An 18,190-nucleotide genomic window follows, 5' to 3' on the forward strand; every position below is an offset into this window, starting at 1 on the left:
TTTATGATGAGAAAGTTCATGCAAATGCTGCTTCTACTGGCAGTCATTGCGGCAGGTGTGTTGGCTTGGGTATTTATTCCATCGCACGAAACCATCGGGCAAAAAACGCTTGAGCAGGCACTCAACGACGACTACAGCCTCGTTGGGCATCGAATCTACTCAACCGATCCGGATGCTGGCAACCGATTCGGCTACTTCGTATTGGCAACGGGACAGAGCATTGAAGAACAAGAGCCGTTTTTGGTCACTTCGGATCAGTTTATTCGCATGGAACAAACGGGTGATAACACCTTGTCTGTGACCGTCAATGGCCGTATCTACCAATACCACAACGACTTGTGGGTACCAAAATCGAATGGAAAGTTGCAGCACTTTTTGGTCAGCGCAACCGCTAAGTACGTGCGCTAAAAAACGGGAACATTACTACCCCCTCCCACCACACACACAAAAAAACAAAGCCCCGCATGCACTGCGGGGCTTTTTACGTTAACAAGAAAAGAACATCGAAAGGATGAGCGTTACTTCGCTAACACTTTCTCTTTAATCACTTTTAGTACCCCAGCCTCTTGGTTGCTTGGCGCAGAATAACGAGCGATTTTCTTAATCTCTTCATGCGCGTTAGCAACCGCGTACGAATGCTCACTGACTTGCAGCATTTCGAGGTCGTTGAGGTAATCACCAAACGTCATGGTTTCTGCCGGAGTAAAATTCATCGTCTCTTGAAGGTGCTGAATGGCCGCGCCTTTAGACGCCTCGGCATTCATCACATCCAGCCAAATTTTTGCGCTCACCACAACTTTATGCGTTGCGCCAAACTTCGCGTTCATGGTCGGGAACAGGAGCTCTTCCGAACCGTCAAAGTGACAAATTGCCACCTTAATAAACTCGTCTTCGACCTCAAGCAAATCCGGCACGTATTCACAGCGGTGGTAGTACTTTTGAAATTCTTCCAGCGATTGCTGATCATGCGTTTCGATGTACGCCGAGCGCTTGCCACACAATACGATGTTCGCCCCGTCAATTTCACGAGCCGCTTTCACAATCTCCGCCACTTCCGCTTTAGGAATGGTGCAACTGTAGAGCTCTTTGTCTTGGTACATCACCAAGGTGCCGTTTTCGGCCACATACAACACTCGATCTTTGATTGGCGCGAACGTGTCACGCAGGCTGTAATACTGACGACCAGACGCAGCGGAGAACAAAATACCTTGCTCTTCCAATTGCAAAAACAGATCGAAAAACTCTGGATCCAAACGACCGTATTGGTCAAGCAAAGTGCCGTCCATATCGGAAGCAATAAATTTGATGCGAACTTGTGACATTAACTAAAACTCTAAATGACGCTGCGAAAATATAATCCATGTAAGGTACAGGATCTTGTATGAATCTCAAGTCGGGATGACGACGCCTTTCGCGATTACCAAGGGTGCTGTTTAAAGTAATCTTCACTGTGATCGATGAAGGCTCTCACCGCAGGAGACAAGTGCTTACGCGATGAATAAAGCGCGTAAATGTTGAGATCATTTGGCTTCCAATCCGGCAACACTGACTCAAGCTGACCCGATTGCAGATAGATATTGCTCAAATAGGTTGGCAGCATCGAAATACCCATGCCTTGCAAAGCGCCATGCAATAACGCCGTGGCCTCATTGCTGGTTAGGCGACACTCAATTCCCACCGATTCGAACTGGTCGCCCTGAGACAAATGCCACACGTGACGCTCAAAGTTTTTGTAACCCAAACAGTCGTGTGAAGATAAATCTCGCGGATGCGCGATCGCGCGATGAGTTTGCAAGTATTGCGGCGATGCCACCAACACCGATTCACACACCGCAATCGGCTTACCAATCAAAGAAGGATCGGGATCTGACGCAATTCGGATTGCCAGATCGATGCGTTGCTCGGTTAGATCACTCACTGAATCTTGCAGATCTATGTCGATATGCACTTTGGGGTGCTTTTGCATAAAACTGTTTACTGCTGGGATCAACTGTGAGAACCCAAATGAAGTGCTAGACGCGAGACGGATTTTTCCGGACAGCTCACCATCAACGGCAATGTCCGACGTCAACGTATCGGCCTGTTTTAACCAACGCTCAATCTGAGGCAAGCTGCGTTCCCCTGCGGTGGTGAGCGACACCTTGCGCGTGGTGCGGTGCAACAAACGAGTTTGCAACCAGTTCTCCATCGCCTCTACATAACGAGTCACCATTGGCCGAGACATGTCTAACCGCTCTGCGGTCGCGGTAAAACTGCCAGAATACACCACATCCACAAATACTTTTGCTGCCGTTACTCTGTCCATATATTTGCTCGAAATAAGAAATAGTGATGCACATTATTGTGTATTTTTCCGAGCGTATCAATTTTCTAATATAGCTCCCGTTCCCAAGCCATCGTCGCTTGGCCCCAAATTCTTTAGGAGCTTATTATGAAAAAATTCACTTTGATTGCTGCATCCATTTTAATGGCAAGCCCTGTCCTAGCGGCAAACCACTCTCCCCTTACTCTTGAGGTTTACAACGCCGATGGTAACAGCTTCCACGTTAACTCAACCTTGGTATACGGTGAGACTGATGCCATGGTCATCGACACTGGCTTCACCAAAGCTGACGCGATGCGCATTGCCGCCAAAGTGTTGGACTCAGGCAAAACTCTTAAAACCATTTTCATCAGCCAAGCCGACCCAGATTACTACTTTGGCGCAGAGGCCTTACACCAACAGTTCCCTGATGCGCAGATCATCACAACGCCAGCGGTTCAAAAAATTATTAAAGAGAAGTTGGCTGGAAAGCTGGCGTACTGGGGACCAAAACTTGGCGCAAACGCACCGGTAAAACCAGTGATCCCTGTCGCGTACGACAAAGCATCATTGGAGCTAGAAGGCCATAAGATTGAAATCCGTGGTAACCATGGCACATCAGCACACCGCCCTTACCTATGGATTCCAGATAACAAAGCGATTCTGGGTAACGTAGCCGTGTACTCAAACGTGCATTTATGGATGGCAGATGCCGCTGACCAAACCGCTATCAATGCTTGGGAGCAGCAGCTTAGCGAGATGCTTGCGCTTAAACCTCAAGTGGTCATTCCTGGTCACATGAAAGCAGGCACAAAGCTGAACGCAGACACCATTCGCTACTCGCAACAATACTTGCAGGATTTTCAGCAAGCGAAAAAACACAGCAATAACAGTGCTCAACTCATTGACACCATGTCAGCGAAATACCCAGAAGCTCAATTGCCAATCGCGTTAGAAATCGGTGCGAAAGTGCATACTGGTGAAATGACATGGTAACCGTGCATTACTTCTTCGATCCCATGTGTGGTTGGTGCTACGGGGCATCACCACTCATCGAAGCCTTGATGGACACCTCTCAATTTAAGGTCGAGCTTCATCCCGGCGGCATGATCGAGAAACGCGCGATTGAGCCTGAATTTCGTCAGCACATCATCAACAGTGACGCTCGTATCGCAACCGAAACGGGAGCAACGTTTGGTGAGGCATATCTGCAACGCGTGAAAAGCGAAGATGCGTTTATTCTTGATTCTTATCTACCAACACAAGCGATCTTGAGTGCGGAGAAAATGGGGCTGAATCCATGGCACATTCTAAAGGCCATCCAATCCGCGCATTATCAGCTCGGGTTAAAAGTGAATGAAGCATCGACGCTCAAAGCCATTGCAGAATCGCTAGGTTTAGCAAACGATGCGTGGGAGCAAAACATGACGTTAAGCGAAGCCGAGCTAAACGAGAGAATTCGCTCTAGCCGACAGTTGATGCGCCAGTTACACGTTGGTGGTTATCCAACCCTGATTGCAGAAGTAAATGGCGAGTACCTGACCTTGCCGCACTCGACCTACTACGACAAACCGGCACAGTGGAAGCTTGCATTACGAAAACTGCAATAAGCTCTTCCCCACTCGCTCTTGTTCTTAAGCCAAGAGCGAGTGCCAACACCGACATGGCAATCCTGACTCAAACAGGTACAATCCTCGCTCGAATTTTTACTCGCGCGGATACCCACCATGCACTCGCCTGAACATTGTTTTACACGTTTTACTGCTGATACTTCTGACTATGAATTACCAACGCAGTTTACGTTTCCGTTCTACTACACGCCGCATCCTCTTTGCGTTATGGCCGCAAAGCAATTGCAACAGCACTTATTAGCGCAAACCGACTTCGAACACGATTTTGGTTTGGTTAATGAAGAAACGGGGCGAGGCAAAATGTTTGGCGTATTGCTGGTAAAAAGCCCTCAAGGCGAGCTCGGCTTTTTAAGTGCGTTTTCTGGCAAAATTGCCGACCAAAACTTGATTCCAAGATTTGTCCCTCCTGTGTACGACATGCTGACCGATGAAGGCTTCTTCCGCGCAGAAACGGATGCCATCAACGCCGCCAATGCGGAGTACAAAACCTGTGCTGCGAATCCGGAATTGGCAGATCTTAAAGCGCAAATCCAAGCCGACCGAGCCGCTTATCAGCAAGAAGAGCAAACACAGCGCCAAGTGATGATAGACGGCCGCGCCGCACGCAAACGACAGCGCCAACAGGGCGAGCAAACACTCAATGCCGATGACCTCAAAATCTTGTTGGATGAGTTGGGTAAACAAAGTGTCGCCGAGAAAAACGCTCTCAAATACTTAAAGCAAGCGTGGGATGAAAAGCTTGCAATCAAAGAAGCACGATTGGCCGAGTTAGAGCAGCAACTTGCTCACCTTAAAGAGCAGCGCAAGACGCTCTCCAACGCTTTACAGCACAAACTGCATAAACAATACCGCTTCCTAAACAGCCATGGCGAAACACGCGACTTGGTGGACATTTTTGCGGACACCACAAACCCAATACCACCAGCAGGTGCAGGGGAATGTGCTGCGCCAAAACTGCTCCAATACGCGTTTAAATACGGATTCAAACCGCTGGCGCTGGCAGAGTTTTGGTGGGGTGTTTCGCCAAAATCTGAAGTTCGCCAACACAAAAAATTCTACCCATCGTGCAACAGCAAATGTCAGCCGATTTTGGGCCATATGATACAAGGGCTGGATGTCGAACCTAACCCATTGGCGGAGAATTGGGCAGAAGACAAAGAACTAGAGATAATCTACCAAGACGACGCTATGGTCGTCGTCAACAAGCCATCGGGCTTACTTTCAGTGCCGGGTAAAACTATCAAGGACTCTGCTTATACGCGCTTACAAGCGATGTTCCCTGATGTGGAAGGGCCGTTTGTGATTCATCGCCTCGACATGGCGACCTCTGGCATTTTGGTGTTTGCCTTAACTAAGCGCGCGAACAAAAGCCTGCAAAAACAGTTTATGGCTCGCGGCGTACAAAAACGTTATATGGCACTGCTCGAAGGCGTATTGAACGAGCCGGAAGGGGAAATTTCACTGCCAATGCGTGGTGACCCAGATGACCGCCCACGTCAACTGGTGTGTTTTGAACACGGGAAACATGCAGAAACCTACTGGCAACTGATTGACGTCAAAGATGGACGCAGCAAGGTATACATGTATCCGAAAACCGGGCGAACTCACCAACTACGTGTACACAGTGCTCATCACATGGGGTTAAACATGCCGATGGTTGGTGATGGTTTATACGGCGAAAAAGCGAATCGCTTACACCTGCATGCTGAGATGCTAGAGCTGGATCATCCATACAGCAAAGAGCGCATGGTGTTCAGAGCTGAGTGCGAATTCTAACTTCTTCCAGATTTTAAAAACAAAAAGGCACTGACTATCAGTGCCTTTTTTGGTTTCTAACAACAGAATAAGCGTGATGCGTGATAAAGCAAACCGTTAGCTCACCTTAAACTTGGTCCACACCTGAGAGCGCCAACGTCTTGCCATGATGATACCACGCACCCATTCATCGAGTGCGATTGCCATCCAAGCTCCTAAAACGCCATAACCCAAGTGGATGCCAAAGATGTAAGAGAAAAGCACGCCTAGTCCCCACATACTCAAAATCCCCATTTGCACTGGGAACTTGATGTCACCCGCGCCTTTCAGCCCCGCGATAAAAATCAGGTTAAACACACGTCCGGCTTCGAGCAAAATTGAGCCCATGACTAACGAGCCTGCCAATGCGAGTATTTCCGGTTGATCGGTAAATACGCGCAGAATCTCTTCTCTAAACAGGTAAATCAGTGTGGTTGCCGCTGTTGATGCCACAAATCCCACTAAGAAGTAGATTTGTACGCGTTTTAAAATGCTGCTCACCCAACCTTTACCGATGTAGTAACCAGTCTGAATTTGCGCAGCCTGACCAATTGCCAACGCGAAAGCAAACGAGAAACGGGCAATGTTTTGTGCATAAGTGAAAGCCGCCAACGATGCCGTCCCCATTTGCACCACAAAGTACACAATGCAGATTTGCGCCACGTTATAAGACAGCACTTCACCCGCGTTCATGCCGCCGATTTTTAAGATTTTTTTGTAAATCTCTGCGGGCACTTGTTTCATGGTCGACATTGGTAGTTCAATGCTGCTGCGAGCGAGAATAAACCATAACATTAACGTACCGATGACTTGGCTGACGACAGTTGCTATTGCTACACCTTGCACACCATACACAGGTAAACCGAATGGCTGGTAAAGCGCAATGTAGTTACCAATGATGTTGAACACACCCGAGATCAAGTTCACCACCATTGGAGAGCGTGAATAGCCATGGCTACGCAGAATGGTCGTAAAAACAACGCCAATCGTAACGTTAAACGTCATCGCACCGCTGATCAGCAGATATTCACGTGCGTATTGCTCGACTTGTGCCTCCAAACCGTAATATGGGAGCAGGAATATCGCGCCAAGCACAGCAATCACACTCAATAGCACACCGATGATCACAGACAGCGCAATACTTGCAACGCCGACGCTCACAGACTCTTGCTCGCGCCCTGCGCCATTGTATTGGGCAATCAAAATCCCCGTTCCGCTGCTGACAAACGTCGAAACGATGATTAAGAAAAAGGTAATCTGCGTGATCACACCAACAGCGGATACCGCTTTGTCTGAGTATCCACTCAGCATGAACACGTCACTGGTTCCTAAAGCCGTCCGTAGCAAAATTTCGACAAGAATCGGCCAAGCTAACGCCACAATAGACATTCGCTGGTTGATGTTCTGGCTTTTAGGCATGTTTGTAACCTTTCCTACAACTAAAAACTGCCTCACAAAATGTGTGAAGCAGTTTGGAAAAAGAGTGACTCGAACGAAGCTCGATATGAGGTCGTGATTTAGCGCGGATTCTAGTCGCATATTGGTCACAACGACAACAATATTTCGCTCTGTTTCGGAAAAATATTTCTAATGCTTTTTCACAACGAAAAACTCATTGCCGGAACTTAGAGATCGTCGATTGACGAACAATGAGCTCAATCGGTAGAAGGCGCAGTTCATGCTACTCCCAACAGAGTTGAGTCAGGATAGATCCTGCAAATACGGCGGTGGAAATGCATTACTTTGAATTATAAATAGAACTATCTGAAGCCATAAAGATCCGCCATGGAAAAATTTATAAGCCTGTGTTGTGCTTTGAGCACTCTCACCAAACCACATTTCTAGGCCCATACTAAAAATGACTGACATCACATTTGGAAACTTTGTTGTTCTATTTATCGCTAAAATACCGCCTAGAATAAGCGTACACGTTAATTAAGTAAGGATACGTAATGTCGACATTGGCTGGAGCACGCTTAGAGGAAATGGCGGATATCCGCTCAACAAGAAAAAAGAAAATTGTCTTTTTATGCTCCAGTATCGCCGCGGCATGTTTAACTTATGGCTCCATTGCTCAATTGTTTGAGGATAATTGGGGATTAAGCTTTTTCCATGCTCTGTGTGCCTTAGCCTGTTTAGGTATCAGTTATGTGATAAAGGTTCAACGACATCATCAATATGCCGACCTATGGCTGAGTGCAGTCTTGATGTTCGAAGGGTTATTGCTACTTCTGTATAACGATGCCCCCTCAGGCAAACTGCTATGGCTATATCCCATTGTCGCCACTCTGGTGCTGATCAATGAGTTTAAAGTCGGTCTGCTGTTTAGTGGCACCTATATCTTACTGATCTTTTTTGGAGTCGTTTTTTTAGATCGGCTACCAACAGCCAGTGACATCATAGAACGACGATTTATGCTGACCCTAATAGCGACTGCATTTGTGTGCCACACATTCTCGTACTACTACACAAAAGTCCTCAACTACATTCAAACACTTTATCGTGAAGGGATTGAAGAGTTGGCGTATTTTGACCAACTCACAGGACTTGCCAACCGCTGGAGCTTTGAAACTTGGGCGCGTGCAAAGCTCGATGAGATCAACCATTCATCTGATGACAGTATCACTGCTCTGGTCTTCCTAGATATTGATAACTTCAAACATATTAACGACACCTACGGACACGATATTGGTGACCAAGTGCTTCAAGCCTTTGCAACTCGATTAAAAAACAATGTTCGCCATAAAGACAGAAAAACCGACAAACACGACTACTCCATCGCTCGATTTGCGGGCGACGAGTTTGTGCTCATGCTGTACGACATAAAGAGTAAAGATGACCTCGACAGCATTTTGAAGCGTATTGTGAATCTATTCCCAAAAGGCTACCGAAGCTACGATATGATTAACGAGTTAACGATGAGTGTGGGCGCTGCTATCTACAAACAAGATGCGAAGGATTTATCTGAATTGACTCGGTGCGCAGATAAAGCAATGTATGCGGCTAAACACACAGGGAAAAACCAATACGCGTATTACGAGCACTGCAATACCGAAGAGAAGTCAGCCTCTGAAACGCCGACTGTGTCAGAAGCTTGCTAACGGTTAAGCGAATACATGCATCACCCATAGCCCCAGCACCAGAAATACGATTAGCCACACAGCTTGCAGCACTCTGCTCGGCTTATCTTGCTGGCGACTGAATTGGCCTTTAAACGCACGGTCCTTCACTTTGCCCATTAAGCCTTTCCCTAGAGCACGTCGATAGAATTCACGTCTCTTATGGGCTGCATTGGCAACCTCGGTAAAACGATGTCTTTGCTCATTGGTGAGATCTTTGTCCTCATAACGAGGAGGGAGATCAGAATGCTTGCGTTGTACTGCCATCACTTCCTCCCTGGTCGATGGGTACATTTTTATTAAGTATATACCCAAATAACCAAAAGATGCGTTATAAGTGAAGCACATAGACGAAAAAACCACCCGAAGGTGGCTTTATCACAGGCAAAAAGTGCGCTTTAGAAATACTCACATAAATACGCGGTCGCGTCTTTCACTTGAAGCTCAAATGAGGAGTTCCCTTCCACTTCAAAAAACTCACCACTTTGGTAAGTCGTCCAATCACTTTCGCCGACACGCTTGACCACAAGCGCACCTTTTACAACCGTCATACGCTCAGGCGCTTGAGTGCCGAACGTGTATTCACCAGGAAGCATTACACCAACGCTAACGTCCTGATCATTCTGGTTAAAGCCTAGTGATTTTACACTACCTGCAAAATAGCTATTTTCCTTAATACTCATTATTGGTTTCCTTATCAAAAGTCCGCTCTTTTTTACCTTGTTTCTTCCTGTTACTCAAGCTCTGAAAGCCATTAAGCCAACGTTATAAAGCACATCCTTTGCTACTGAGCGAGGCCACCTTTTTCTAGGCTTAACCAGACGACGTAATTAGTGAGATAAAGTCGGTGAATTAGTTAACGCTAGCAAACAATAAAACCATCAATAAGAGTGTATCCGAATGTAAAAGTGGACATTAGATCATAATTTCTTAGTCTTAATAACGGGATTGTTTGTTTTTGAGAAGGAAGGTTTCCACCATATTAAAAAAGGGAAGAAAAGTAGACCAATGACGGACTCAGCTCGCCGAAGGCAGAAAACAAGACAGGAACCAAAACTTTCATTTTGGGCTCGCCACCAATCCAAAGTCCTCAAAAGCGCATTTGCCGTTTTCGGGGTGGGTCTTTTGACGTTTTTCAGCTATCAAATCCACCTATCCTATCAAGACCATATTGACCCGGAAAAAGTCTACGGCGAGTGGATTGAGATCGGCGCGCCACCCTACCAAACAGAACGTCTGACTTTCACAGAGGATGGGGTATATCGAAACCATCGACTCATCACGACAGAATTTGAATTCGATGGAAAGGTCATCACGTTGAACACTGGATTAGGAAAAACCGCGTACCAGATCTCGGGCTCTCACCTTTCACCTCAGATTCGCCGCATTGAGCCTCTTATTCCAGACCAACGATTCATCCGTAAGGGATTTGAGCATACCGTTCAAGGCTCAGAAACCGGAGCGGCTTCAAAACGTCGCGCTGCATTAAGTGAACATTTCAGCCGTGACTAGCACGTCTTCACGGCTATTTCTCCTTTCAATTCTCTTTCTATTTCGATGAAACAAAACCTTAATAAACAATGAAATAAGGTATTCATCGCATTTATCACACTCGCTACTGAGTAAACAATAATTTTAGTTTCTGCTGAGATTTTATAAATTATTGACTCAGTCTGACACTTTCTGTGTAACAGAGTGCGAGTTTTAGTTAAGTTCTCTCAAGTGCCTCGAAAACCGTCTTAATTTTTTTTGACGAAAAAAAACTCTCTGAAATGCTGAGTGTGATGCTTTTGCACATGGAGTAAATCCAATCATCTTATCTGGTGCAAGAGCAGCCTATGTTCTAGGTAGAACATGAATCCAAGGATTGAGAGAGAAGTTATGATTCGATTTAACCTATGTGCAGCTGGCGTTGCTTTAGCACTATCAGGTGCTGCAGTTGCGGCTCCAACCGCACCAAGTATCGATATGTACGGTTCCAACAACCTTCAGTTTTCTAAAATTGAACTCGCGATGGAAACCACGTCAGGCTACTACGACATGGTGAAATACCATGAGCAAGCGAAGATCACTGTTAAGTTTAACCAGTGGAGTGGCACGCCAGGTGATACTTACAACGTCTATTTTGATGGTGCAAAAGTAGCAACCGGCCCAATCACTGGTAGCCAAACAACAGCGACATTTGAATATGGTCAGGGCGGCCTATACCAAATGGAAATCGAGGCATGTGATGCGACAGGTTGTGCGAAAAGCGCACCAGCTGAAATCACGATTGCAGATACCGATGGTTCTCACTTGAAGCCACTGACGATGAACGTTGATCCAAACAACAAAACGTACAATACCGATCCAAGCGTCGTGATGGGTACGTATTTTGTTGAGTGGGGCATCTATGGTCGTGACTACACGGTCGATAACATGCCAGTCGACAACTTGACTCACATCCTTTACGGTTTTATCCCAATTTGTGGCCCAAATGAGTCTGTGAAGTCTGTTGGCGGCAACAGTTTCAATGCACTACAAACCGCTTGTACAGGCGTGCCTGACTACGAAGTCGTGATCCACGACCCTTGGGCCGCTTATCAGAAGAGCTTCCCACAAGCTGGTCATGAATACAGCACACCTATCAAGGGTAACTACGCAATGCTAATGGCATTGAAACAACGTAACCCTGATCTAAAAATCATCCCATCTATCGGTGGCTGGACGCTGTCTGACCCATTCTTCGATTTCGTAGACAAGAAAAACCGAGACACATTCGTCGCATCGGTTAAGAAGTTCCTGAAAACTTGGAAATTCTACGACGGTGTTGATATCGACTGGGAATTCCCAGGTGGCGGCGGTGCAGCCGCGGATAAGGGCGACCCTGTAAACGATGGCCCAGCTTACATCGCACTGATGCGTGAATTGCGCGTAATGCTTGATGAATTAGAAGCTGAGACTGGCCGTACTTACGAGCTAACGTCAGCTATCGGTGTCGGTTACGACAAGATTGAAGACGTAGACTATGCAGATGCGGTTCAATACATGGACTACATCTTCGCGATGACTTACGACTTCTATGGCGGTTGGAACAACGTTCCTGGTCACCAGACTGCGCTTTACTGTGGTTCATTCATGCGCCCTGGTCAGTGTGACGGTAGTGGCGTTGATGAGAACGGCGAACCGTACAAAGGTCCTGCTTACACAGCAGATAACGGCATCCAGCTTCTTCTTGCTCAAGGCGTTCCTGCGAACAAGCTAGTACTTGGTACAGCAATGTACGGTCGTGGCTGGGAAGGCGTCACTCCAGATACGCTAACCGATCCAAATGACCCAATGACAGGTACTGCTACAGGTAAACTGAAGGGCAGCACAGCGCAAGGTGTTTGGGAAGATGGCGTAATCGACTACAAAGGCATTAAGTCATTTATGCTAGGTGCCAACAACACTGGCATTAACGGTTTCGAGTACGGCTATGATGCACAAGCAGAAGCACCATGGGTGTGGAACCGCACAACGGGTGAGTTGATCACATTTGATGACCATCGCTCAGTGCTAGCAAAAGGTAACTACGCAAAGTCTCTAGGTCTTGCGGGTCTATTCTCTTGGGAAATCGACGCGGATAACGGTGACATTCTCAACGCAATGCACGAAGGTATGGCTGGCGGTGTAGTTCCTCAACCAAACCGTAAACCAACCGCAGCTGCTGGCGCAGATCAATCTGTAACTGGCCCAGCAAGTGTGGTTCTAGATGGTAGCCTATCGAAAGACTCTGACGGCACTATCGCGAGTTACGCGTGGGAACAAGTATCTGGCACTGCAGTGGTACTAGCAGGCGCCAACACTGCGAAAGCAAGCTTTGATGCAGCAGAAGTTACCGTTGAGGAGCAATTAACTTTCAAGCTAACGGTGACTGACAACGAAGGTGCAACGGCATCTGACCTTGTTGTAGTAACTGTGAAGCCAGCAGGTGTGGTTGACCCAGCGAACAATGCGCCAGTAGCGCAAGTTGTTGCTCCAGCAACAGCAAACGCTGGTGACGTTGTGGTTGTAGATGCGTCAGCCTCTAGCGATGCAGACAACGATACTCTTACTTTCAACTGGACGCTTCCTCAAGGTTTGAACGCAACGGTTGACGGTTCTAAAGTAACTTTCACTGCTGCTGAATACCCGCAAGACACTAGCCTAAGCTTTACCGTAAGTGTGAGCGACGGCAAAGCGTCTTCAACGGCAAGCGCAACTGTTGTTGTTGCACAGCATACCACCGATCCAAACCCAGGCACCTGTGACAACGCATGGGATGCAAGCGCAGTGTACACAGGCGGCAACCAAGTCACTCATGCAGGTAAAACTTGGGAAGCGAAATGGTGGACTCAGGGTGACGATCCTAGCCAATCTGGCGAATGGGGCGTATGGAAAGAAGTTGGCGTAGCTAACTGTAACTAAGCCCAACCTTGCAGACTTTCTGTAAAGTTAACGATGAAAGGACAGCTTCGGCTGTCCTTTTTTGTTTTTATCTCATAATGAGAAAAGCGATACCACTGACGAAAAACAGTCCGAGGTATTGCTTTCAAATCGAATTAGCCCAAAACGGATCGAGCCGATTAGTAAGAATGAAGATTACCAAGAACGATCGAGTAAACGGTCAAAACTACTGAAGACTTGTGCACACTTCATCACTCGGCCATGACCTTGACCTTGCGTTGTCACTAACTCAACATTTTCAATCTCTTCAGCGGCTTGTGCAGAGATACTGTACTTAGTGAACTTATCCTGCTCATCATGAACAATGATGGCTGGAGACGAGCGCTCAGCCAAACGCTTCAGCGGATCAATTGACTGTAATGGGTAACCAAATTGATCTTCAACTTCAGAAACTACGGCATTAAAAAGCTTCATCGAATAACCTGAACGCGCAATGCTACCGAATAGGTTCTCTACGTAATTCAATACCGGTGCAATAAGCAGTAAAGGCTTGTTTTCTAATTTGCTATGTCGGCACTCAAGAGCAGAAGCGGTGCCCATGCTGTGCCCAACTAGACCAACAATATCGTCTACCGTATCTAACACATCTTCTAACCCTTTGACAAAACCCGGAATGTGCCCATACTGCCCTTCACTCTCACCATGTGCTGGATGATCGTATGCCAAAGCGGTGAAACCTTTCGACGCAATATGTTCCATCAACGGATAAAACTGACTTGCGGTGCCAGACCAACCATGAGTTAACACCCAAATAGGTCCAGAGCCCAAAGTGTAGGTTTTGATAATGCCTGCATGTCCTTTAATTTCACCTTTGGCAAGTCCTTGAGGTTCGGTGTTTTTAGGTGCTGTGCGAGCAGGTGTCAGGAGCAACTTACGCGCGGTATTCTTTGCATGGGAAGGGGCCAGCGTATGGTGTAAACGCGTACTGATGTTCACCAAACTGCGCTTAATACTGAAACGTTGCGATGTATTAAAGTAAATTTTTTCACTCATGATTATGTCCTTAACTATCAGCTACGCACAAAAATAGAACGGTCGTGCTTTTTATGCTGATAAGAAAGAGCGAACTCAGCCGCTCTTTATGATTTTATGTCTACAAATCTGGAAAGCGAATAACTGGTATCAGTCTTTCCAGCGAGAAAATAAGTTGTCGATCCCTTGCCAAAACAGGCGCAAGCTTTCTTCCTCACCTTTAATTGAGTAAAAAACATGCGCACTCAAATAAAGACCGTATAAATCAAACGTTGCTTGGCGTGTATCTAAGTCTGCTTCAAATTCTTGCTTCTCTTTGCCTTTCGCTATTTGGATCTCCAAATAGCTCAGCCAAGTGTCTATGGATTTACGCAGTCCGGCCTGAAGTGGGCAATCTTTATCTGCCGTGTCATTCCAAGCGTCTAGAAACATACAACTTCCTTGAAATGCGTGGTTCCAAGTCATCCAAGAGTCGAGCAACCCTCGAATTTTACGTTCGATATTGCCATCCCCTGCTTCACGAACAGGCTCAATAACCCGAGCAGCGAACACTTTATTGGCGTGCTCCAATACCGATAGTTGTAAATTCAACTTCGAATTGAAGTGAGCAAACAGACCACTTTTCGACATACCGCATTGCTTGGCTAACTCACCAATCGTAAGACTTTCTAATCCGTCTTCGCTGGCGATCTCAAAAGCCCGTTGCAGAATAAACTCTTTTGTCACTTTTCCTTTTTGCATAATCTTATTTTTAGCACGATCGTTCTTTTTTGCAATCTAGAGTTAACTGGTCTAACCATACATTAGTGTCATTTTCGACTCGCTAATCATGTATTGAGTTGGTTAATAGGTTAATAATTAAGAAGTTTGAAGTAAGTCTTAAATTTAAACACAGCTTCAGTGTAAGCGCGAGTCTGTTGACTTTTTCTCGCATTAATTCAGCCACAACCTGCTACTTTCACCTAAGTTTTTTTTATTTAGGTAAGTAATGTAATGGCAAAGAAACAAAAAATAGCCAGCTTAGAGTTTGCGCGTATTATTGCGATGTTTGCAATTATAGGATTGCACTGCCAGATGGCCCTGACATACTGGCAATGGGATGGAATACCGTGGGTTGGTTATATGCTCAACCAATTGGCTCGTTTTGCTGTGCCACTGTTTTTTCTCATTTCTGGTTATCTTATCCAGCCCAAGTTAAGCCGCGCACCTATCGAAACACTAAAAAACTACGCCAAACCACTGATGAAGGTTTGGCTCATTTGGAGCGTGATCAGTTTATTGATGCCATTCCAGTGGCAAACTGTCGCTGAGGCGGGGTATCTCGCCGAAAGGCAGGGCTACTGGGGCTACTTAATGTCGACCCCGTTCAATTCACTCGTCGAAGGCGGGCTCGTTCACCTGTGGTTTATTCCAGCTCTGGTCATTGCCGTTGCCTTAATTGCCTTCCTCGTGCATATCAATATGGCTCAATTGGTACTGCCAACCGCCGTATTGCTATACATATACGGCGTGTTTGCTGGCAGTTATTCGACCATTACCGATCTGCCAGCGCCTTTCTTTACTCGTAATGGGCCGTTTTTCAGTACTTTGCTGGTAACACTGGGTTATCTAGCACGAGAAGAACAATGGCGATGGTCGCGAAACAATACGATTCGATGCATTCTTCTTGGTATGGCGCTGCATTTTGGTGAAGCTTATTGGCTAATGCAACACGAGGTCGCTTTTAATTCTCACGACTTCCTGTTTGGTACTGTTATCTGGGCCCTGGGTGTCTTCATGTGGCTGTTAGTCCACCCACATTTTGGCGATATGCCTTGGGTATTCAAACTATCTCCTAGCGTGTTAGGCATTTATGTTAGCCATCTGCTTGTGATAATTATAATGATGAATGTCGCTGGATTTATCGGGTTGCAACACCTCGCGAAAGACGCATTTATTTATCCTGCAACGATTGTCGCAACCATAATACTTGTGAAAGCAATTGAGGCTTCGCCGTTGAGAAAATGGCTGCTGCGCTAAATCCATTCAGCGCTCGATATAGCTAGCTCTAGCTCAAAAGGGTTAGAGCTAGCCAGTTAAAAATGAGATTTCTCTCTCACTGACCAATTTTTGACTTTCTAATCCTTCAGAATTTGCCGTCACTCACAAAAAACATTGTTCATTTCCTTTAAATTGGCTCGACTATTACAACATTGCTCATTAAACGGAGGCTGTATGTGGGCAGGTCAAGGACTCGTTCCTTTTTTAGAGATTAGCCATTGGTTAACTTACGGTTTGTATGCCGCTGTGGTTTTATTTGGCGCAGCAAGCATTGCGTCACTCAGAAAATAGTGGCGCACACTATCATTTCCTAACTCCTACTGTTAATTCGAGCTCTCTCACAACTAACTCATTAATTTGTGGCTAATATTTCTCCAACCAGACAAAGGAGAAATGTCTATGCCAATCTATCCAATTGTGGCTTTCTGCTGTTTGTTGTTCTCTAGCGCCACCTTTGCTGCCCCCACCAATGAACTGAACCTGGTTAATTCTGGTGTCGGTTACGCGGCTCTCATTATCTTTTCGATTGCTTACATACTGGTTATGTTGGAAGAGTATCTGAAAATGAGAAAATCCAAGCCTGTGCTGCTCGCTGCAGGGTTAATTTGGATTCTGATTGGCTACACCTTTGCTCAACACAACCAGCCAGAAATCGCCAAATCCGCACTAGAACACAACTTGTTGGAATACGCGGAACTGCTGCTGTTTTTGTTAGTAGCGATGACTTACATCAATGCTATGGAAGAGCGCAAACTCTTCGATGCCTTACAGGCGTGGATGGTCGGCAAAGGCTTTGGCTTCAAAAAGCTGTTTTGGCTGACGGGGTTTCTCGCCTTTATTATTTCACCGATTGCCGATAACTTAACCACAGCCCTCTTGATGTGCGCTGTGGTGATGAAAGTCTCTGGTGATAATCCTAGATTCGTGAATCTTGCCTGTATCAACATTGTTATCGCTGCCAACGCTGGCGGTGCATTCAGCCCGTTTGGTGACATTACGACCCTGATGGTGTGGCAAGCCGGGCATGTCAGCTTTGCTGAATTCATCCCGTTATTCGTCCCGTCACTGGTGAACTATTTGGTTCCTGCGTTTTTGATGTCACTCTTTGTTCCAAACACCAAACCGAATACGATTCACCAACACGTAGAACTGAAACGCGGCGCGAGACGTATTGTCGCACTATTCATTCTGACGATTGCCACCGCAGTCTCTTTCCACGCTTTGCTGCACTTCCCACCCGTTATGGGCATGATGATGGGCTTGGCCTACTTACAATTTTTCGGCTACTTCTTACGCCAAACACTCAAACATTCTTTGGCAAAAAAAGCGGCTATGGCAATTGCCAATGGCGACGATCACGCATTAAAACGCTTAGGTTCAGTCGTTCCGTTTGACGTGTTCCACCGTGTATCTCGAGCAGAATGGGATACCTTGCTGTTCTTCTACGGCGTAGTGATGTGTGTCGGCGGTTTGAGCTTACTTGGCTATCTCGAACTGGTTTCAAACGTCATGTACAACCAATGGAACCCTGTCTGGGCCAACGTGATGGTTGGTGTTCTATCTGCCATCGTCGATAACATTCCGGTTATGTTTGCTGTACTGACTATGGAACCAAGCATGTCGATGGGGAACTGGTTACTTGTCACATTGACTGCGGGTGTGGGGGGCAGCTTGCTTTCAATTGGCTCTGCGGCAGGTGTCGCATTAATGGGAGCCGCGCGTGGTCAATATACCTTCTTTGGCCATCTAAAATGGGCTCCCGTCATCGCCTTGGGTTATGCGGCCAGTATTGCAGTGCATTTGTGGATGAATAGCGGTTTATTTACCTAAAAGCACCGCGCGTCAGGCGCTTAACTTGCGATATA

General features: G+C 46.4%; 16 protein-coding genes. 9 read left to right on the forward strand and 7 right to left on the reverse strand.

Features of this window, described 5'->3' with window-relative positions; all coding sequences use genetic code 11:
* Positions 1-18: 18 nt before the first annotated feature.
* Entirely contained in the window at positions 19-408 is a 390-nt protein-coding gene (locus J8Z23_RS21105; RefSeq protein WP_366999525.1) for a hypothetical protein, read from the forward strand.
* A 110-nt stretch (positions 409-518) separates the two neighbouring features.
* Here J8Z23_RS21105 and J8Z23_RS21110 read toward each other — a convergent pair whose 3' ends face one another.
* Together J8Z23_RS21110 and J8Z23_RS21115 are read right to left on the reverse strand one after the other, a co-directional pair.
* Positions 519-1,322 carry a Cof-type HAD-IIB family hydrolase gene (locus J8Z23_RS21110; protein ID WP_046875603.1) on the reverse strand — a complete coding sequence of 268 codons (804 nt, stop codon included), beginning with the start codon at positions 1,320-1,322 and terminating at the stop codon, positions 519-521.
* Positions 1,323-1,417: 95 nt separating this feature from the next.
* Entirely contained in the window at positions 1,418-2,305 is an 888-nt protein-coding gene (locus J8Z23_RS21115) for a LysR family transcriptional regulator (RefSeq protein WP_434635333.1), read from the reverse strand.
* Between the two features lie 126 nt (positions 2,306-2,431).
* Between J8Z23_RS21115 and J8Z23_RS21120 the strand changes: the two genes are divergently transcribed.
* The 3 genes from J8Z23_RS21120 to J8Z23_RS21130 all read left to right on the forward strand — a co-directional run bounded on the left by J8Z23_RS21120 (position 2,432) and on the right by J8Z23_RS21130 (position 5,709).
* Positions 2,432-3,298: an MBL fold metallo-hydrolase gene (locus tag J8Z23_RS21120; protein ID WP_193447606.1), complete on the forward strand. Its 867-nt coding sequence runs from the start codon at positions 2,432-2,434 to the stop codon at positions 3,296-3,298.
* The gene (locus J8Z23_RS21125; RefSeq protein WP_434635334.1) at positions 3,292-3,912 is read left to right on the forward strand and encodes a DsbA family protein; all 621 of its coding nucleotides are present in this window, start codon (positions 3,292-3,294) and stop codon (positions 3,910-3,912) included. The genes J8Z23_RS21120 and J8Z23_RS21125 overlap by 7 nt, the downstream gene beginning before the upstream one ends.
* A 117-nt stretch (positions 3,913-4,029) precedes the next feature.
* Positions 4,030-5,709, forward strand: a complete 1,680-nt coding sequence (locus tag J8Z23_RS21130; RefSeq protein ID WP_434635335.1) for an RluA family pseudouridine synthase — start codon at positions 4,030-4,032, stop codon at positions 5,707-5,709.
* 96 nt (positions 5,710-5,805) lie between these two features.
* On the opposite strand, the gene J8Z23_RS21135 is transcribed toward J8Z23_RS21130, so the two are convergent.
* Positions 5,806-7,146 (reverse strand): MATE family efflux transporter, encoded by a 1,341-nt coding sequence (locus J8Z23_RS21135; RefSeq protein WP_258686456.1) that lies wholly within the window; start codon positions 7,144-7,146, stop codon positions 5,806-5,808.
* 533 nt (positions 7,147-7,679) lie between these two features.
* Between J8Z23_RS21135 and J8Z23_RS21140 the strand changes: the two genes are divergently transcribed.
* Positions 7,680-8,828, forward strand: coding sequence for a GGDEF domain-containing protein (locus J8Z23_RS21140; RefSeq protein ID WP_434635336.1), 1,149 nt, complete (start codon positions 7,680-7,682; stop codon positions 8,826-8,828).
* A gap of 3 nt (positions 8,829-8,831) precedes the next feature.
* On the opposite strand, the gene J8Z23_RS21145 is transcribed toward J8Z23_RS21140, so the two are convergent.
* Both J8Z23_RS21145 and J8Z23_RS21150 read right to left on the reverse strand, forming a co-directional pair.
* Entirely contained in the window at positions 8,832-9,113 is a 282-nt protein-coding gene (locus J8Z23_RS21145) for a hypothetical protein (RefSeq protein WP_005392005.1), read from the reverse strand.
* Positions 9,114-9,244: 131 nt separating this feature from the next.
* Entirely contained in the window at positions 9,245-9,529 is a 285-nt protein-coding gene (locus tag J8Z23_RS21150) for a pyrimidine/purine nucleoside phosphorylase (protein WP_005392006.1), read from the reverse strand.
* Between the two features lie 325 nt (positions 9,530-9,854).
* Here J8Z23_RS21150 and J8Z23_RS21155 point away from each other — a divergent pair, with 325 nt between their 5' ends.
* Together J8Z23_RS21155 and J8Z23_RS21160 are read left to right on the forward strand one after the other, a co-directional pair.
* Positions 9,855-10,358, forward strand: coding sequence for a DUF2850 domain-containing protein (locus J8Z23_RS21155; protein WP_272165724.1), 504 nt, complete (start codon positions 9,855-9,857; stop codon positions 10,356-10,358).
* 369 nt (positions 10,359-10,727) lie between these two features.
* Positions 10,728-13,274 (forward strand): glycosyl hydrolase family 18 protein, encoded by a 2,547-nt coding sequence (locus tag J8Z23_RS21160; RefSeq protein WP_164666004.1) that lies wholly within the window; start codon positions 10,728-10,730, stop codon positions 13,272-13,274.
* 174 nt (positions 13,275-13,448) lie between these two features.
* Here the strand turns inward: J8Z23_RS21160 and J8Z23_RS21165 are convergent, their stop codons facing one another.
* Positions 13,449-14,306, reverse strand: coding sequence for an alpha/beta fold hydrolase (locus J8Z23_RS21165; RefSeq protein ID WP_005392011.1), 858 nt, complete (start codon positions 14,304-14,306; stop codon positions 13,449-13,451).
* Positions 14,307-14,435: 129 nt separating this feature from the next.
* Positions 14,436-15,026 (reverse strand): TetR/AcrR family transcriptional regulator, encoded by a 591-nt coding sequence (locus tag J8Z23_RS21170; protein ID WP_434635337.1) that lies wholly within the window; start codon positions 15,024-15,026, stop codon positions 14,436-14,438.
* Positions 15,027-15,278: 252 nt separating this feature from the next.
* Here J8Z23_RS21170 and J8Z23_RS21175 point away from each other — a divergent pair, with 252 nt between their 5' ends.
* Positions 15,279-16,304, forward strand: coding sequence for an acyltransferase (locus J8Z23_RS21175; RefSeq protein ID WP_225461458.1), 1,026 nt, complete (start codon positions 15,279-15,281; stop codon positions 16,302-16,304).
* Positions 16,305-16,724: 420 nt separating this feature from the next.
* Positions 16,725-18,155, forward strand: a complete 1,431-nt coding sequence (gene nhaD, locus J8Z23_RS21180; protein ID WP_005392020.1) for a sodium:proton antiporter NhaD — start codon at positions 16,725-16,727, stop codon at positions 18,153-18,155.
* Positions 18,156-18,190 lie beyond the last annotated feature (35 nt).

The sequence above is a fragment of the Vibrio sp. SCSIO 43086 genome, from assembly GCF_051132235.1.
GTDB lineage: Bacteria > Pseudomonadota > Gammaproteobacteria > Enterobacterales > Vibrionaceae > Vibrio > Vibrio diabolicus.

Bases quoted from the DNA above. Each gene is read 5' to 3' on its own strand.
- J8Z23_RS21105 (WP_366999525.1), top strand. From the start codon at position 19: ATGCAAATGCTGCTTCTACTGGCAGTCATTGCGGCAGGTGTGTTGGCT.
- J8Z23_RS21110 (WP_046875603.1), bottom strand. From the start codon at position 1,322: ATGTCACAAGTTCGCATCAAATTTATTGCTTCCGATATGGACGGCACT.
- J8Z23_RS21115 (WP_434635333.1), bottom strand. From the start codon at position 2,305: ATGGACAGAGTAACGGCAGCAAAAGTATTTGTGGATGTGGTGTATTCT.
- J8Z23_RS21120 (WP_193447606.1), top strand. From the start codon at position 2,432: ATGAAAAAATTCACTTTGATTGCTGCATCCATTTTAATGGCAAGCCCT.
- J8Z23_RS21125 (WP_434635334.1), top strand. From the start codon at position 3,292: ATGGTAACCGTGCATTACTTCTTCGATCCCATGTGTGGTTGGTGCTAC.
- J8Z23_RS21130 (WP_434635335.1), top strand. From the start codon at position 4,030: ATGCACTCGCCTGAACATTGTTTTACACGTTTTACTGCTGATACTTCT.
- J8Z23_RS21135 (WP_258686456.1), bottom strand. From the start codon at position 7,146: ATGCCTAAAAGCCAGAACATCAACCAGCGAATGTCTATTGTGGCGTTA.
- J8Z23_RS21140 (WP_434635336.1), top strand. From the start codon at position 7,680: ATGTCGACATTGGCTGGAGCACGCTTAGAGGAAATGGCGGATATCCGC.
- J8Z23_RS21145 (WP_005392005.1), bottom strand. From the start codon at position 9,113: ATGGCAGTACAACGCAAGCATTCTGATCTCCCTCCTCGTTATGAGGAC.
- J8Z23_RS21150 (WP_005392006.1), bottom strand. From the start codon at position 9,529: ATGAGTATTAAGGAAAATAGCTATTTTGCAGGTAGTGTAAAATCACTA.
- J8Z23_RS21155 (WP_272165724.1), top strand. From the start codon at position 9,855: ATGACGGACTCAGCTCGCCGAAGGCAGAAAACAAGACAGGAACCAAAA.
- J8Z23_RS21160 (WP_164666004.1), top strand. From the start codon at position 10,728: ATGATTCGATTTAACCTATGTGCAGCTGGCGTTGCTTTAGCACTATCA.
- J8Z23_RS21165 (WP_005392011.1), bottom strand. From the start codon at position 14,306: ATGAGTGAAAAAATTTACTTTAATACATCGCAACGTTTCAGTATTAAG.
- J8Z23_RS21170 (WP_434635337.1), bottom strand. From the start codon at position 15,026: ATGCAAAAAGGAAAAGTGACAAAAGAGTTTATTCTGCAACGGGCTTTT.
- J8Z23_RS21175 (WP_225461458.1), top strand. From the start codon at position 15,279: ATGGCAAAGAAACAAAAAATAGCCAGCTTAGAGTTTGCGCGTATTATT.
- nhaD (WP_005392020.1), top strand. From the start codon at position 16,725: ATGCCAATCTATCCAATTGTGGCTTTCTGCTGTTTGTTGTTCTCTAGC.